Below are 15,884 nucleotides of genomic sequence, written 5' to 3' on the forward strand. Positions count from 1 at the left end.
CGACCTGGGACAGGAGCTGGTCGCCCATGTCGTGGCCCAGGGTGTCGTTGAGGTCTTTGAAGTTATCGAGGTCGATGAACAGCAGGGCGCCGAGGTTCTTGGTGCGCTGGCAGGCGGCGATGGAGCGTTGCAGGCGGTCCAGCAGCAGGCGGCGGTTGGGCAGGCCTGTGAGGGCGTCGAAGAAGGCCAGGCGCTCGATTTCTTGTTCTGCGCGCTTGCGGTCCGTGATGTCCATGGTGAAGCCATGGGACACCACCGAGCCATCGGGCTCGCGGTGCGGAATGGCATTGGTCATGTGCCAGCGCACGCTGCCGTCGGGCATGCGCACACGGTACTCACACTGCCAGGGCACCAGCCTGCGCACCGACGTGATCGCCGAGCGCTGCACCTGAGGCAGGTCTTCGGGCAACACCCGGAGCATGAGCACGCCGTGGTCGGCGGTCACCTGGCTCGGCTCCACGCCCATGAAGTCACGCACTGCATCGCTGATGTACTGCACGCTGGTGCCGCCATCCGCATGCAGTCGGTACTCGTAGATAAAGCCCGGGATGCGGCTGGCAATGCGCTGGATGAACAGCAGCTGCTCGCGCAGCTGTTCGGCCGCGCGGTGTTCGTCCGTCACGTCCTGCACCACGCCCATCACCACCTGCACCCCGTCGCGTGGCAACGTGCGCTGCACGCGCGACCGCATCCACCGCACTTCGCCATCGGGCCGGCGCCAGCGGTATTCCACATCCAGGCCGGCACCTGGCATGCGGGCCTTGTCGAACACATGGCGGTCCTCGGGCAGGATGCCGCTCACGGCGCGCTCGGGGTCCACCCATTCCTGCTGTTCGAAGCCAGCGATGTCGCACAGGCCGGGCGACCACAGCAGCACCGTTTCGCCCGGGTCTTCGATGCGGCGCCAATGGCCCGTGCGGGCCAGGCTCTCCATGGTGTTGAAGACCTCGGTCTGTTCGCGCAGTTCGCGGCGCACTTCTTCCAGGGCACGTTCGGACGCTGCCAGCGCGGCACGCAGGGTTTCGGCCTCGGTGGCATCGCGCACAGTGACCACGATGCAGTCGCTGGTCACACGGCGGGCTGACAGATCCCAGGCCAGCAGCAGCCGACCGGGCTCGCGCACCACCTGGCGGCATTCGAGCGGCGCACCCACGCGGGCCACGCCTTGCAGTTGGTCCATTAGGGGGGTGCCCGCCAGCAGGTCAAACACCTCGCAGGCATCCGCTCCGGGGTTGCGCACCGCCCCCAGGCCGGGCATGCGGCGTGCGGCAGCGTTGGCAGCCAGCAGCAGCAGACGGCCGTGCTGCAACCGGAACTCCATCAAGGCCACCGGAACGGCATCGACCAGCGCCTGCAGACGCGCCTGCGCCATCGGCTCTATGTGGCCCTCGCCAACGGGGGCAAGGAGATCGGTCAACAGTTCGGACGAGATCACGGTCGCTCTGAAACCTTTGAAGCCTGCGGTGGGTAGGAATCCCGCCTGCGCAAGGCGGGGCCGAGGGTCACAGCCAATGTGCCAGCATACAGGCAAGAGTATGTCAAAACGTAACGGACATTAAAAACCTGTGGCATTTGCCCAAGGGAAAACCCGGAGCCCTTCGTGCAGCACGGCGATGACCGTATCCGCCTGGGCCAACGGGCTCCGCCCTCAGCCGCATGCAGTGCAGGCCCGTGGAGCGAACTGCTACAGTCCACGCCTCATTTCTCGGCCCCCAGCATGTCCGACACGCTCGAACACCACACCCCCATGATGCAGCAGTATTGAAAAAATTGAATTTTTCCCTGTGAAACGGGAGATTTTTGAGTTTTCTTGCTACATCCTGGCTACACAGGAATTCCGGTCCTTTCCGTTTCTTCACTTTTAGGACCCGCAGGTCAAAACTTCATCCTGTCATTAACTTGAAAGGATGAAAACATGACAAACAAAAAAGCTCTTGCGACTCTTGCCGCTCAACCGTGGAAGATCAGTGACATGCGCAATCCAAGCGCTGAGATGGAGGCGTGTGCACTGCGCCGTATTCCATGCATGGTGTACAGGAACCGACAGTGGAAAATCGACCCAGAGTACGTGTGCCCAGGGATTACTGTCTGGTCAAAGACATTCAGAGACCCAGACGTGACCAAGAACCCAGACATGACGGACCAGGAGCTGCTGAATAGCATTGCAGACTGGATGCCTTTCGGTGCACTCGCTTTCATGCCACCTTCTCACATCCACAGCACGGTGAGAGCAGCCCTGCGGACATCCGACTTTGAGGCAGCCAAATTGACTGCCACCAAGCTGGGCATGCTGTATTGGGGCGTCGATTTAGCGCTAACCTATACCTTTCCGAAGGTGGACTACAACCCATTGCCTTAATGTTGTGTGCCCCCTGTACTGGGCCCTGGTGCAGCATGCTCCGCTAGCGCCTCGGACACGGGCACAAAACCATGTCGCCGTACGGCGGTACCACGTCGTGCGGCCTTCCGGGCACTCAATAGCAGGCCTTCCACTCCCGAAGCCACCGCTTTTGGACAAAGGTTTGCTGAAAGCATGGCGGGTGCTGAATCAGATGCAGGCGCTGCTATCACTGGGGCACCGCCCCGCCCCATTACGAAATCCACCATCCGACGCGCATCTTTGGCGGCCCGGAACACCTCATACTTGTCCTCCCGGAGCTTTTTCAGCCAGGCGCCTACATGCGCCGCGTGATTGTCCATCGGAGTGGCGACGCCAAGCTCGGCACAGAGGCAAGCGCTAAAAATCTCGGCCCTCAGCTCCTCCTGCATATAGGCTTCTGTACCCCACACGCCGAACTTGCGATTGAGACGGTGCTCAGCACCCGTCCAGTGCCCCAGTTCATGGGCTAACGTCCCAGCAAACTCCTCCGCACTGGCAAACGCCCCTTCTGGCGGCAGCTGGATGAAGTCTCGGCCTGGGCCTGGCGCGTAAAAGGCCCGATTGCCACCATAGCGAATGTCCGGCTGCAAGCGTTCAACCAGCTGCTGCACGGCTTGCAGCGGGGTCCACGGGCGCTCTGGCTGAGGCAAAGGCGCCAAACCCTCCAATTGAGTCGCATGGAACACACGGTATTCCGTCAGGAATGGAATCTGCCGAGGGGAATCGGTGGTGCCCCCCTGCCCCTCTCGGGGCGCAGTGCCATCACCCGGCACTTCACGCCCCTTGGCATCCAGCATCTTGAAGAAGTACACGGGGGTGGACTTGCTTCCCTTCCTGACCTTGGCGCCCATCGCGTTGGCTTGCTTGAACGTGAACCAACGGTTGTCAGAATAGCCTTCCGCTTGCGCAGTCATCATCAAAAGCAGGGCGTTGACCCCGTTGTACGGGCGCGAACTGCTGCCGTTCATGGGTACGCCCGCCGCTGCCACGTCTTGCCAGGGGCGTTGCCACGGTGCAGTGCCCGCCTCAATGGCAGCTATCAGCTTGTCCGTGACCTCCTGGTACAGGTCCCTCCTCACCGTGGGCTTGGAACGTCGAGAAGATTTGGCGTCACTCATGGTACGGCCCTCCTTCCTCCACAACATCCTCTGGCCCCGACAAGTGCACTCCGACTTGCAGGCCGGAATCGGTCCACAGCTCTGCATGGAAATAGCTGGCCTCACCATCCAGCACGGCCTGCATCTCTTCTATGAGTGCTCGCGCCAGGTCAGGGGTCAGCGAGATAAATTGGGGTCTGCTATTCATAGGACACCTCCCGCACTGTCACCGCCCAGCGAGTCCAGGAACCGCATCAAAGCATCGTCGTCATTCACGCGCATGCGCAACCCCAGCGTCCGACTGCCAATGGAAACCTCCATCGCGGCGGTCTGCGGCAAACTGCGCGGCGTCAAAAGGTCTGCAAGACCGAGGGGCGCTGCTGGTGCGCTGCCCATTGCGGCCCCCTCACTGAGACAGAAATATTCCTGCGTAGCAGGACTCAACCGCTCGTAGCGGATAGGGCGCTGATCCATGGGGCACAGCACTGCCGCGTTCGGGGCCAATGAAAAGTCGCGCCCACATGTGACGGCTTCGGTGGCTGCCTCGATATGGGTTTCGCGCAGACCAAGACCTGCAATAAGCAGCACCGATGGGTCGATATCGAAAACGAGTGCACACGCTTTCTCGGCGCGATTTCGCAGCACAACAAAACACCACCACCGCTGTCCACCAGAACTGCACACCAAAAAGTACTCTGGCGGCACGGCTTCCAAGAACGGGATGGCCAACACGGTTTCGCTCGGAAACCAGTGCAGTAGGTCGAGTGCCAGGTAGGCGACTTCCATCCCAAAGCAATTGCCAAGGGGCGGCGACTGCGTGGCGACCGTAGGCGACAAGCGTTCAAGCCAAGCAAAACTGGCTGGATCGTGCACGCGATGAAAGTAATGCGCAGGCATCCAGACCTTGGGTGCCGCAGGCAGTACCACAGCAGCTTGGGGCTGCTCTCTTGTTGGAGAAAGTGTGCTCATTACTTGCATGTCCACTCTCCTTCCACTTCCGGGGTCACCGGAGCGGGTGCACGCACCCAATCCCGACGGGTCGGAGCACGCGACACAGGCCGTGGAGGAATCGGAATGCCAAAGTGCCTGCGCTCCAACGTACGGACAGCATCACGGGCGTGAGGGCTCCATTGCCCCGCTTGAATGCCTGGCGGTCGGGTTACAAAAATTGCGGCGATGAGCTGGAACAGAAGTGATATCAGCATGGTTTGTCTCCTTGAATAAAGCCGTCCGAGACATGCGAGACCTCGGGCTGCGGGGTTGAACGGTGGATGGGACTCGTGGGTCCGCAGGCGCCGGATGAGCGCCGGGCGATGACTCCCGCGACTGAAAAATCCCGTGTCAGCACATCGCTGGCGGGCGTCCAGATACGGGGTGTGATGGGGGTGGCAGGTGCCGTGGGCACGATGGTGGCGCTGGACGCACTACCCGCCCGTTTGGCATCGCGCTCTGCCAAGGCTTCGGTAATGGTGCTGGTCAAGTCCACAATCTGGGACTGCACCCGCGCCACATCGGCGCGAACCTTGGTCAGTTCGACCTGGGTCTGCACCCAAGCGTTGTATTCCGCGCGCGCATTCCAAGCTTCTGCGTTGGCATGGGTCCGACGCCCCTGGTGCACCGTGGCGGGGAGGTCAATGCCTCGGCCCAGATTGCTGCGATGGTCTATGCGCTCAACGCGCCCAGCACTCTCCAAGGCCGCATTGCAGGCATTGGCCCAGGCTTCGCGCCATCGAGTCACCAAGGCGGGACTGTTCCAGTCCCGACGCTTGCCACCAAAGCCTTCTGCCTCTACGTCGCGCAGCGTCAGCATGATGTGGGCATGGGGGTTGCCGGTCTTTGCGTGCAGCGCAATGTCCGCGACCATGCCCAAACTCACAAAGTGCTCGTTCACGTACCCGTGAAGGAGCGCAATGTGCTGCGCATGGGTAAGTTCGATGGGGAGTGCAACCTCGACCTCGCGGGCCAACTGACTGTTGGCCCTTGTCTCTATGGCTTCGACCTGATTCCACAGCTGTGGGCGGTCAAAAACCCAAGCGGCGGCACCCTGCGGTGCAAGGATTGCGCGGTATGCCACTTCGCGTTTGCGGGTGCTGTTGAACACAAGCCCCGTGCGGGCACAACTGAACCGCATACCTGCCCGATAGGCCGCTGCGGCGACCGCGTTACCGCCGTCGCTGCGCGTGATGACCTGTGCTGCAAAATGAAATATCGCCATCGCCCCTCCTTTGCCGACGATCGGGCAAAGGTGGTGGCGATGGCGCTGCGTGTGTCCGCGATTGGCGGCACAGGCTCTTGCAGCGGCTGTTTTCAAGGCCCCGCCGGGCGCACACAAACGGAGTTTGTATAAGTGCGCTTGTGGGGCTTGCCTTCCCTGTAATGCTTGACTGTCTCCATCTCAAACTGCCAGATTGAATTGCCCTCTGCAATAAGAAGGAGGGCAGAACAATCACAGGGAGACAAACATGACCGTTCAACATCAAAAAACAACCGCTCAGCCAAGCGCCCCGCACTCACTGGCGCGGTTGCGTGTGCGTGAAGCAGCACTCCGGCATCAAGCTGCGCAATTGCAGGCTCGGGCTGAGCATCTGGACCGCGTGGGGCGAGCACATGCGCGGCACTTACAACGGCGCATCGACGCTCACGAAAAAATCGTTCTCGGTGCCTTGGTCAAGAAAGCAGGGCTCGACATCCCGCATTCCGAAGCCCATCAACCACCAAACGACGACGATTCGACGCCGTTGCGTGGTGGACTCGCCGCCCAATCGACGGCATACGACCGCGCCCTGATCCTCGGAGCGCTGTTGTGGCTGGAATCAACGCTGAATCAACCAGAGAACGACGTCGTTTCAGTGCCGAATCGGCAGCGTCTGCGCGACGACGGGCTGCAAGCGCTGAAAAAGACCAAGCGCTGACAACCTTCGCCGGTTGAAGTGCCAATGCTCCGCAGGCGACCAGGTGGTATCAAAGTGATATCACCTCTATTCCTTGGCTCGTACGACACACCCAAAATCACAAGGCGTGTAACCCCCGGGCGATGCACCGGAGCATAGGTGCGACGGGGCTTCGCCCCACACCATGGAAAGTCTTGAACTTTCCTGATGGTTCTTAGAGCGCGAACTCCATACCCTCCAACTCCGCACTGGGCGCCGGTTCCTGCCGATTGGCGGTGGGCGTGGCAACGACATTGGTGGGCGTGGTAGCGACTGGGGGGGTGGTGCCAGCGGGCGCGGTGGGGGTTGCAGCGGTGTGCGCACCGCTCACACTCTGAGCATCTTGCTCGGCTTGCGCAAGGGTGCCCGCGAACCGGGGCTTGCGAACCAGCAGTTGCTTGCCGTCCGCAGACAGGTCACAAGACCATCCCCGCAACTCGCCAACTTCCTTGATAGCCTGACGCAAGGTGCGCATCCGGTCTTTTCGGGCATCTGCATGGGCTGGTGGGCCTCCCCACACATTGACCAGCAGTTTATCGAGACCGATGGACTTACGCTCCACGGGCGACGCCCACGCACAAAGCCAAGCATGCAGCCGCTTGGCCGGTTTGCTCTTCAATGAGCGATGCTCTCGCATGTTGACCCAGGCAACGCCCTGGCGCCGCACGGCGAACCAAGCTGCTTCAACGCTTATCGCTATCCGCACATGGGTGTCTGAACATGTGAACGCCAGGAACCGACTAGCCCCCTCCCCCGTATGGCTGGGGCCATGCATCTGTCGATGCACGGTGAGCTGGGAAAGCCTATTGAGAGATGCGAGCACGCTCCGCGCATTGGTGCCGGTGCGCGTCAAGCCTATGCCGTGCGCAACGTCAGACAGTTTGACCACCACCAACGAAATGCCTTGGTCGCTCCACAGCCCCGAAGCGCCAAGCGCTGCGCAGTACACGGGGTATCTCTCATGGTCAGGCGCCAGGTGCACCCGATTACCAGCAGCCATCAACTGGCACAGGTGCAGAAACACCGCCTGGTCAACGATGTTCAAGGCCTCTGGACTGCGGAAGACGTACTCCACCCGCTGCTTTTGGATGGTCGTCTCGTACTCGATTTCCAGTGGGACAACCGGCGCCCCATTTTGGGTTGGCCGAAACAGCCCCTGCGCGAAGATGACTGCGGGCCACACGGGGGCGTGGTCCATGTAATCGACCACGTAGCGGCTGGCGTCGCTCGGACAACGCGGCTGGGGCGATGTGGTTTTTTTTAGTTTGCTCATGCTTGCTCCTTTGTGCTGATCCAAAGTAGCAAGCAGATTTAGGTTCACGCAAACATTCCGCCCCAACGCATCGTCATCGCCCCCCCGCCAGTGACCGCAAGCTATTCCTGCTCGAAGTTGGCGGAGCGGAATTTCAGCACCCCGCAGTTCTCCTTGATGGTCCGCTGCAAGCCTGCCTCAAAACCATCGCGCGTGCGGGCCTCAATTTCGACGGTGACGGTGACATCCACCCCACTCTGAGCCGCAAAGTGCTGAATCACCTCGTTCACGATGGTCGAAAAGTCCATGGTTGCCGTCGTGGCATCCACCTCCACCAGTCCAAAGAACCGGTTGGGCAGTGCCACCGCAGCCGTAGCCGCAGTGGTTCCCTCGGACTTGGAGGCCACCGGACGCTGGCCGGGCAATGGCGTGCCAGGCACACCGCTGCCGACATTGGCAGGCACCGCTTGCTGTGCTACACGCTCGCGCTGCTCCGCATCCAGCTTCTGTTGGTACTCGATGGCCGCCGCCTGGCTAATGAGCACGGTGTCGGCATCCATGGTGACCAACGCAGAGTGGCCGAAGGAAAACCCCAGCCAACGGTCACCATCCTTGCCTGCCGCGTAGCCAAACCCGTCACGGCTGGCGCAGCCTGCCGTCACTGCCTGCACAAACACATCAGAGTTCAGCAGGCGTGGCAGGTACAGGTACTGGCAACTGTCTTGCCACACCTTCAAAGCCGAGACCTCGGTGACGCCCTCTTTGAAGTACCACTGGTTCAACACCCGGTTCAGGTGGACGGGCGACCACGCACTCACCAGCCATTCTTCCTCTTTGAGCTTGCTTTCAATCGCATCGACCACGCTCGGTGCAGACGCCGACAAGGCCACGGCCTCCCAGCGCAAAGCCAGCTTGCCCCGCACCATCTCTTCGGTGGGCACCATCAGCCAGCGATAGGTCTCGCGCACCATCTGCTTGACGCCATCCTCAGCACCGTCCATGGCGCGCTTGGCCTGATCGGCCTGGTAGGTGCCCAGGTCGATACGGCGGTTTTGCACGTCTTCCACGATGGACTTCCATGCCAGATAGGTTCGCACCGCATCGCGCAGGCGCTGCACGGCGTCACCATCGGGCGCCAGGAATATCAGGCGGTTGCGTTTCAGCCGTGGCGCATCGCCCCGCTTTTCCAGCACCTCGGTGGCAGCCAACAAGGCCAACGATTCATCTTGCTTGCGGTAACCCGCATTGGGCGGCAACACCACCAGACGCGGCCCCAAGCCAAAGTCATCTGGCACGTCGGCAGACGGCGTAAACACATGGATGGCCGCAAAGTGGTTGCCCTTGGAAAACACCCTGCCCACGCGGTCGCGCAGCAGCGGCATCACGTCGTCAGCGTCTTTCAGGTTGGCCTTGCGGCTTTCCATCTCGCGGCGCAGGTTGGGGCGCGTGTCAAACCAGTAGCTGTCCTTTTCACCGTAGAGGTAATGCAGCCGATCACGCAGGCGCTTGATGACGTCCTCATACGTGCCCACAGCCTGCCCCGGCTGCACGGCACCCAGCAAGATGCCATCCACCCGAATGCCTCGTACCGCCTGCGCAGCGTTCGATGGCGCACTGCCCAAGAAGATGGTGCGCGCCACGCGCCGCGCGGCTTGCAAGCTGCCAAATCGGGTGTCGTGCCCATCAATGTCCGCCGCTGCTGAACGCGGGCCATCCATTTCGCGCTCAATCACCGGCTCCCAGCCATTAGGCAGGTAGTGGATGCTCTTGTTGCGCACCAGCGCATCGTCCAGCGGTAACGAGCCCGGCATGATGAGCGGGTCTTTGTCACGGCTGTCCCACAGCCTGTGGATGACGATAGCCATGTACTGCAACACACCACGCGTGCGCTGAAACTTGTCCAGCGTGGACCAGTCCTCGTACAACCGGTCAAACACCTCCGGGTGAATCGGGTAGGCGTGCGCAATGCGCTCCTCGTAGCGCGCCTCCTGCGTCTCGCCAGGAAACTTGGTCGGGTTCTGTCGGTACAGCTCGCCAAAAGCCCGTGCCGTGGCGTTCACCTGCGCTGGGTCGCCCACGGTGTCAAACAGCCGCCTGCGCACAATCTCGAAGGCCTCTTCCGCCGCCACCGGCTTCCAGACCGATTCGACGCGGCCAAAGTATTTTTCCAGCACATCCAGCGCGCGCTGCCCCTGCGTGCCTGCCGCCTCGGTTTCTGACTGGGGAAGCGATGCCAACAAGATGGCGTTGGGCACGCTCTTCATCGCCTCGGTCAGCGCCTGGATGAAGGTGATGTTGCTGTCAAACGTGCCGCCGGGGTAGCTCTTGCCCGGCTCCAACTGGCGCACATAGGCCACCAGCTCGTCCAGCAGCACTACACACGGCGCCGCGCGTTGCAGCAGCGTCGTCAGCACGTCCTTACCGGGGGACGTACCCGCCTGATCGGCCTCGGCCAGCAACGCATAGCCCTCGGTCCCCAACAGCTGCACCGCCAAATCGCCCCACAGCGTGTTCACCGTGGTGCCCGCATGCGAACGCGGCAGGCTGGGCGAGAACTTGATGCCATCAATCACCGCCACCCGTGCCTGCGGCAGCGACGTCACGCCTGCGGCATCCAGAATGGGCGGGATGCCTGCCAGCTTCTCGGTCGGGCACTGGCGGCTGCCCAGGTGGTACACCGCCAGCAGCGTATGGGTCTTACCTCCACCAAAGGCCGTTTGCAGCTGAATCACCGGGTCGCCGCCCCGGCCCGACAGCCGCTCGGCCACACTTTGCAGCAGCAGGCGCATGCCCTCGGTGATGAAGGTGCGGGCAAAAAACTTCTCGGCGTCCTGGTACTCAGGCTCCGCCGTGCCTGCATGCACCTGCGAGATGTCAGCCGCGAATTCGCTTTGCTTGAAGGTGCCTTCCAGCACGTCCTTGTGGGGGTGGGCGACTTCGCGCCAGGGCTTGATTGTCATGAGGTGCGTATTTCAAATGGCAACCGTATTCCACGGCAGCATGTTGTTGTGTTGTCCCAAGCTACCAACGGCACAAACCGGTGCCGCGTCCACTTGCTTGACCGCTCTACGCAATTGGAGACCCGCATCGGCGGGCTCTACCACTTGCGGAAACAGCCGGTGGGGCCGCGCTGATTGGGCCAATTGCAGCGCCACACGAATTTCCCTGGACCCCAGCGCCTGCTGCGCCAACGCGCGCTCCTGCTGCGCCTGCGCACTGACGCGCGCAACCGCCAAACCTGCCAAGGTATCGCGTGCCTTGCCCGCCACTTCGGCAAATACGGAGCTGGGTTTTCGCCGCTTGTTCTGCCGGTAGTCTTTGAGCTCGATCAGCCACAAGGTTTGTGCAGCAGGGTCGAGCGCGATGGCATCCATGGCCTTGACGCCACCCGCAAAGTTCTGGAACTGCGTCTGGTGAAAGTCGGAGTCGTCGTACTTCCACACCCACCACCCCGCCGGCATGGTCAGGCGCATGCCATCCACATCTGCCGTCTGATTCATGGGTTCGCCTCCATGTACCTGTCGCTCTGCTGCAAGCTCTCGTCCAACAGAACCAAAGGCTCGATATCGGCGATGTCCGTGCTTTGGGTCACGGAAACCGGGCCGTCTTTCTTCTGGCGACCCAAGCCAAAGTATTTGTTGGGAACCTGGTTAACAGGTCCTTGCGCTGACTTCATCTGCAAAATCTCGAACTCGCGCAGTAAGAAGAGACTGTGCGTAGCCACAACCACCTGAACCCCAGCGCTACCCAGTGCATACAAGGCTTCGGCCAGCAGCTTCAACGCAGCGGGGTTGAGGTTGGCCTCTGGCTCGTCCCAGAACAAGGTAGAGCCACGCTCCACCACACCATAGCGCAGCAGATAAATCAGCATGGCCAGCTTGCGATAGCCCTCTGCCATCAGAGAAATGTCCATCTGCGATCCGTCAGCGCGCTCGAAGACCAACTCTCCCTTTTCCAGCTTCAAGTCTCCGCCCAACAGGCTCTGCATGCGCTGGGCCACATCCGACATCAAAGGCGGTCTGTCGCGTGGCTCCAATGTGGACATGGCGACGGCCAAATCGCGGTAGCTGATGTCCAACGGGAAGTCACGGTACTTGTCGAACAGTCCAATCAACCCCTTAAACAGGGAAACCATCTCCTTACTGGGCACCAGCACCTGCTGCGGCAAAAAAGCATTCCGCGCTGCGGCGTCTGGCACTTCGTCTGGCAGCACCGTGGCTTTGAGCAGGCCAGCCTGGTCCTTTCGTTGAATCTGCACCTTCCACGGCATAGCCTCCGGCAACCCTGGTGAGGTGAACTCAGGCTCATCTGCCATGCGAATCTGCACGGTGGGAATGTGACCATCGACCTGTGCTTGCAGCACCGCGCCGCCTTTGGCATTGCGTCGTATCAAGGCCGAAAGATCGGACACTTGAAACAAGTCGGCCAAGCGCTCCGCCAAGTACGCCTGCGCACGCTCCTTGTTCACAGCAAGCCGTTGGGCGGTTAGATCGGGCCACGCACGGGAGAACAGGTAGCCCAGTTTGAGCACATGGGTCTTGCCCGCACCGTTCTCGCCCACGATGACGTTCAAGCCTGGTGAAAACATGAACTCCACGTCGCTACCAAACACCGTGAAATTACTGACTTTGAGTGCTTTGAGCATCTTTGTTCCTTGCTGCGCGTTCAGGCATCAAACCCCAACTGTTCCCCACGCGGCCCCTGCTCGCGGCTGGCTTCCAGCACGGCATGCCAGGCGGTGATGAGTTCGTTGTAGGCCCGCGCGTCCTCGGCCCACTTCTTGCGTTCGCACAAGGTGTAGAGGTGATAGGCAAGTTGGCGAATGGGCTCGGCCTTGTCAGGCATGGCGGCCAGCAGGGCACCGGCTGCGGCTTCGCCCTGGGTGTTGAGCGCGCGAATCAGGTGGTGCGTGGCCTCCCATACGGGGTTGCGGGCATCCAGCTTGGGGTCCCAGCCAGCCTGGTAGTCGGCCCAGCGCAGCAGGCGAACCTTGCCTGCACCGCTGTCGGCAATGCCTGCTTGCGCCACACCCTGCACGCTGGTGCCTTTGCCACGGGCCAGCACATCGGCCTCGCCAAACGGCCCCTCGGCCCAGCCGTATTGCTCGAACCAGCTGTTGCAAAACAGCGTATCAGCATCAAAGCTGCCCGCGTCGGGCGTCAGGTACTCAGTGATTTCGCGGTTGATGAGCACCAGCGCGTCGTGCACGCGCATCGGCGTGCCATCCTGGTTGAGCACGCCCGCGTACTGGCTGTAAATCGCCATGCCGGGGCCAATGGCGGCCTGCGCCAAGTCCACGGGAGCAATCGGGCTTTGGCCGCTGGTGCCGCCAATCATGGTTTCCAGCGCTTCGGGCAAGTGCTCGCGCAACTGGCGTTGAAACTCGCGGCGGCTAATGGTCTCGGCGCTGGCATCGCGCTGGCGGCACACCAGAACGATGCTGGATGCCAGAGCATTTGTGCCCGATCCAATCATCCGATTGCCCAATTCAGTGCGCATGGGCCAAGTGCCGGTCAGCGTAAATCCTGCACGCAACACAGCCTCCAAGAATGTCTCCCAGCCGGTGCTATGGGTGCTACTGCCTTCGTCCTTGGTGTCGCTTTGCTTGAAAGCGTAGTAGATGGTGACGGGAAACGCCGAGTGCGCCTGTGCTGCCAGGTTGTGCATGGCTGCGGTCATGCCATCCAGGAAAAAAATCTCTGCCTTCTCTTTACTGCCGTGGCGATATGGCGTAGCAATCAGCTCTTCGGCCTTGGGCACGGCCAGTGTGGCATAGAGATTCGGGAAGATGGGCCGCAGACTGCGGCGCAGCCAAACATAGAAAAAATCGGACAAGTCGGCATAACCGATGTTGTCGTAATACGGTGGGTCGGTGGAGATGACTTTGTTCGCGCTAACCGTTTGGGATTGAGCGTCAGATTGGATGGCCAAACCATCACCAACTGCTGGCAACTCCAAAAGCGCACGAACCATGTTGCCAAGGCTCACACCGTAATCCCCCGCTGCCTCCGCAAAAACGTTGTTTTCCGCGAAGTCCCACATCATCGGAATGGATTGCCTGCCGAACAAATTTCGTACCTGGGTTTTGCTGCTTTCCCAACGGCACAGCGCATTGCAGATATCGGTCAAACGACTCAACGCAATCCCCAGATAAACCCCAACCGCCTGGGCATATGCAGTAGCTCCGTTGCCCCCAGCATCCAGCCCTCGTCCATCATCGGGAATGCCTGTGGCCAGGGCGTCGGCGCGGATACGAGTGATGGCTTCGGGCACAAGATCGGAAAATGTGTTCAGCGCCATCAATTGGCGGGGCGTGAACAGGTCGCCATAGGTTGTCAAGCCGTAGGCTGGCGTCCAAAAGTTGCGCGGGTCATCGGGCAAAGTGGTTTCAGGCTTCCACCCCCTCTGTGCCTGCTGAGCAGCGGATTCATGTTCTGGTGTGGGTGCGAGATATACGCGGTTACGTGCACCCTCAGCCACGATCGCCATAAGCTTGATGCCAATGCGACCGGCAGTTCCTTCGGCCTTGATGTAAGCGGGTTCAATCGGCGTGTTTGACATGAGGCAGCGAAAATTTGCGCCGCGCCCCAGCTTGGTGCCGTCTTGTGCGCTCTCTGGTGGCAGCCCCGTACGCACCTCAAAGCGGTAGCGGTCGCCTTCCATGACCGGATGCACATAAGCCTCCTTACCCGCTTTGCTGCTCAAAATAAAGCTGCTGGCCAAGGGCACATCCACATGACTGAACGCAGGGTTCGGACTTTTGACGGTGCGCGCCCACAGCCAGGCAATCACTGTCAGCTCCTGCCCCGGCTGCAAGCCAGCCAAGCCACCGTTCTTCAATTCTTTTTGGCCGTCAGCGCCTTCCTCAAAAGCGTTAGCAGCTATCAATTCAGGAGTTATGCGAATCGTAGGATATAGGTGGCCGATGCGCTGCTGGGCTTGCTCGCGCATCCACGCGCCATAGCGACGCACATCTTCGGCCAAGCCACGGGCACCGCTCCAATCCTCGAAGGCATTGCGCGTTCCCTTCTTGGTGCCGCGTTCGGCCTCAATCTCCGGCCCCACCGGGGCACGGCCCGCGAATTTGGGCGGTATCTCGATCATGGCCTTGTTGATGGTGACGGCCACAGGGTTCAGGTCGCTGGCGTAGCTTTGCAGCCCCAGGCGCTGCGCTTCCAGCGGCAGTGCACCGCCACCAGCAAAGGGGTCGTGGAAGGCGGGCAGCACTTCGGGGTCAAAGCCGGGCTTGCCAGGGTTGAGCGCACAGGTTTCGCGCCAGCTCTTGGCAATGGCGGCGCGGGCGCGGCCCAGCACCTCTTCGTTGTTGGTGTTCTCCCACAGCACCAGGTCGCGCATGATCTGGAACAGCTCTTCGCGCTCAGCATCGGCCTGGGCCTTGGTCTTGCCAGCGTAGTAGCCCCGCTCGCCACCGGGGTCGTTCACCATCTGCGCAAAGATGACCGCACGCGCGGCGGCCAGCGGGCGGCGCGCCCACCACAGGTGCAGCGTGCTGGGGTGGCCGTGGCGGATGGACTTTTCGCGGGCACTGGCCACGTTGATGTCGTCCAGCGGCAGGGCGACTTCGATGAGTTTCTTGGGGGAGCGGATAGACATGTAGAACGCAGATCGGGCTTACACCACTGTGGCCAGCATGTGGCGGTACGGTGCGGATTGCAAAAAGGTATGGATGTCGCCGGGCGCCTGCTGCAACACAACCAGGGCATTGCGAAGCCAGCGTTGGCGTTCATCGACGAGATTGGAGTCGGCGTTCAGGCCCAGCATATCCCGCGTTTGACGAACGGGATGCAGTTGCTTTCGGGTCAGGCCGACAATGGGCTCGATAGTGCCGTCAGTGGACAGGGTCCACTGGGTATTACAGCCAGGGCCAGGCTCGATGGGGAGCAGACCATTGCCCTTTCTTTGGCCGCAGGTCTTTGGGTTGATGCAACTGTGGGCGTAGTTGGTGTAAGCGAAACACAGGTGCGGGTGGCCATTGCCCCCCGCTTTGGGCTTGATGTGTTCAACCTGCCCGCCTGTTGGTTCCAACGGGCTTTCGCAATAAACACACAGGCCATCCTGATCCTGATTCAGATCGGCTTTGACTGCGCGCTTGACTGGGGCGAATGCCTCACTGTCGAAGTCGGCGACAGCAGCGCCTGGGTGGGCGGCGACAAAAGCAGTAAGCGCAGGCGTGGGAATTGCGCGGTGTTGCAGCTCCACCATGG

The 15,884-nt window shown here is 61.2% G+C and carries 14 protein-coding genes; 3 read left to right on the plus strand and 11 right to left on the minus strand.

Annotated features, from left to right (window positions below; all coding sequences use genetic code 11):
- Positions 1-1,435, minus strand: a 1,435-nt coding sequence (locus NFX52_RS06220; protein ID WP_238385564.1) for a PAS domain-containing protein, incomplete at its 3' end; no start/stop codon positions are given.
- 165 nt (positions 1,436-1,600) lie between these two features.
- Between NFX52_RS06220 and NFX52_RS06225 the strand changes: the two genes are divergently transcribed.
- Both NFX52_RS06225 and NFX52_RS06230 read left to right on the plus strand, forming a co-directional pair.
- Entirely contained in the window at positions 1,601-1,765 is a 165-nt protein-coding gene (locus tag NFX52_RS06225; protein ID WP_156358693.1) for a hypothetical protein, read from the plus strand.
- A gap of 150 nt (positions 1,766-1,915) precedes the next feature.
- Positions 1,916-2,359 (plus strand): hypothetical protein, encoded by a 444-nt coding sequence (locus NFX52_RS06230; RefSeq protein WP_055397322.1) that lies wholly within the window; start codon positions 1,916-1,918, stop codon positions 2,357-2,359.
- Here the strand turns inward: NFX52_RS06230 and NFX52_RS06235 are convergent.
- The 4 genes from NFX52_RS06235 to mobQ form a co-directional block, all read right to left on the minus strand.
- On the minus strand, positions 2,356-3,498 hold the full coding sequence (locus tag NFX52_RS06235; protein WP_162239762.1) for an ArdC family protein: 1,143 nt from the start codon (positions 3,496-3,498) through the stop codon (positions 2,356-2,358). The two genes, NFX52_RS06230 and NFX52_RS06235, sit on opposite strands and share 4 nt — an antisense overlap.
- Positions 3,491-3,685, minus strand: coding sequence for a hypothetical protein (locus NFX52_RS06240; protein ID WP_055397326.1), 195 nt, complete (start codon positions 3,683-3,685; stop codon positions 3,491-3,493). Before NFX52_RS06240 ends, NFX52_RS06235 begins: the two co-directional genes overlap by 8 nt.
- Entirely contained in the window at positions 3,682-4,446 is a 765-nt protein-coding gene (locus NFX52_RS06245; RefSeq protein WP_156358694.1) for a hypothetical protein, read from the minus strand. The genes NFX52_RS06240 and NFX52_RS06245 overlap by 4 nt, the downstream gene beginning before the upstream one ends.
- Positions 4,447-4,675: 229 nt before the next feature.
- Entirely contained in the window at positions 4,676-5,692 is a 1,017-nt protein-coding gene (gene mobQ / locus NFX52_RS06250; protein WP_055397330.1) for a MobQ family relaxase, read from the minus strand.
- 247 nt (positions 5,693-5,939) lie between these two features.
- Between mobQ and NFX52_RS06255 the strand changes: the two genes are divergently transcribed.
- Positions 5,940-6,389 (plus strand): conjugal transfer protein TraD, encoded by a 450-nt coding sequence (locus NFX52_RS06255; protein ID WP_082437393.1) that lies wholly within the window; start codon positions 5,940-5,942, stop codon positions 6,387-6,389.
- Between the two features lie 193 nt (positions 6,390-6,582).
- Here the strand turns inward: NFX52_RS06255 and repC are convergent, their stop codons facing one another.
- The 6 genes from repC to NFX52_RS06285 form a co-directional block, all read right to left on the minus strand.
- Entirely contained in the window at positions 6,583-7,680 is a 1,098-nt protein-coding gene (gene repC, locus NFX52_RS06260) for a replication protein C, IncQ-type (RefSeq protein ID WP_207401921.1), read from the minus strand.
- A gap of 101 nt (positions 7,681-7,781) precedes the next feature.
- Positions 7,782-10,619 carry an ATP-binding protein gene (locus tag NFX52_RS06265; RefSeq protein ID WP_055397337.1) on the minus strand — a complete coding sequence of 946 codons (2,838 nt, stop codon included), beginning with the start codon at positions 10,617-10,619 and terminating at the stop codon, positions 7,782-7,784.
- 12 nt (positions 10,620-10,631) lie between these two features.
- The gene (locus NFX52_RS06270) at positions 10,632-11,159 is read right to left on the minus strand and encodes a hypothetical protein (protein WP_055397339.1); all 528 of its coding nucleotides are present in this window, start codon (positions 11,157-11,159) and stop codon (positions 10,632-10,634) included.
- Complete coding sequence (locus NFX52_RS06275; RefSeq protein WP_055397341.1) at positions 11,156-12,304, minus strand: AAA family ATPase; 1,149 nt, start codon at positions 12,302-12,304, stop codon at positions 11,156-11,158. The genes NFX52_RS06270 and NFX52_RS06275 overlap by 4 nt, the downstream gene beginning before the upstream one ends.
- Positions 12,305-12,324: 20 nt before the next feature.
- On the minus strand, positions 12,325-15,273 hold the full coding sequence (locus NFX52_RS06280) for a DUF1156 domain-containing protein (RefSeq protein WP_055397343.1): 2,949 nt from the start codon (positions 15,271-15,273) through the stop codon (positions 12,325-12,327).
- A gap of 18 nt (positions 15,274-15,291) precedes the next feature.
- Complete coding sequence (locus tag NFX52_RS06285) at positions 15,292-15,882, minus strand: retron system putative HNH endonuclease (protein WP_055397345.1); 591 nt, start codon at positions 15,880-15,882, stop codon at positions 15,292-15,294.
- Between the last annotated feature and the right edge of the window lie 2 nt (positions 15,883-15,884).

The organism is Acidovorax facilis (assembly GCF_023913775.1).
In the GTDB taxonomy this organism is placed as follows: domain Bacteria; phylum Pseudomonadota; class Gammaproteobacteria; order Burkholderiales; family Burkholderiaceae_C; genus Acidovorax; species Acidovorax facilis.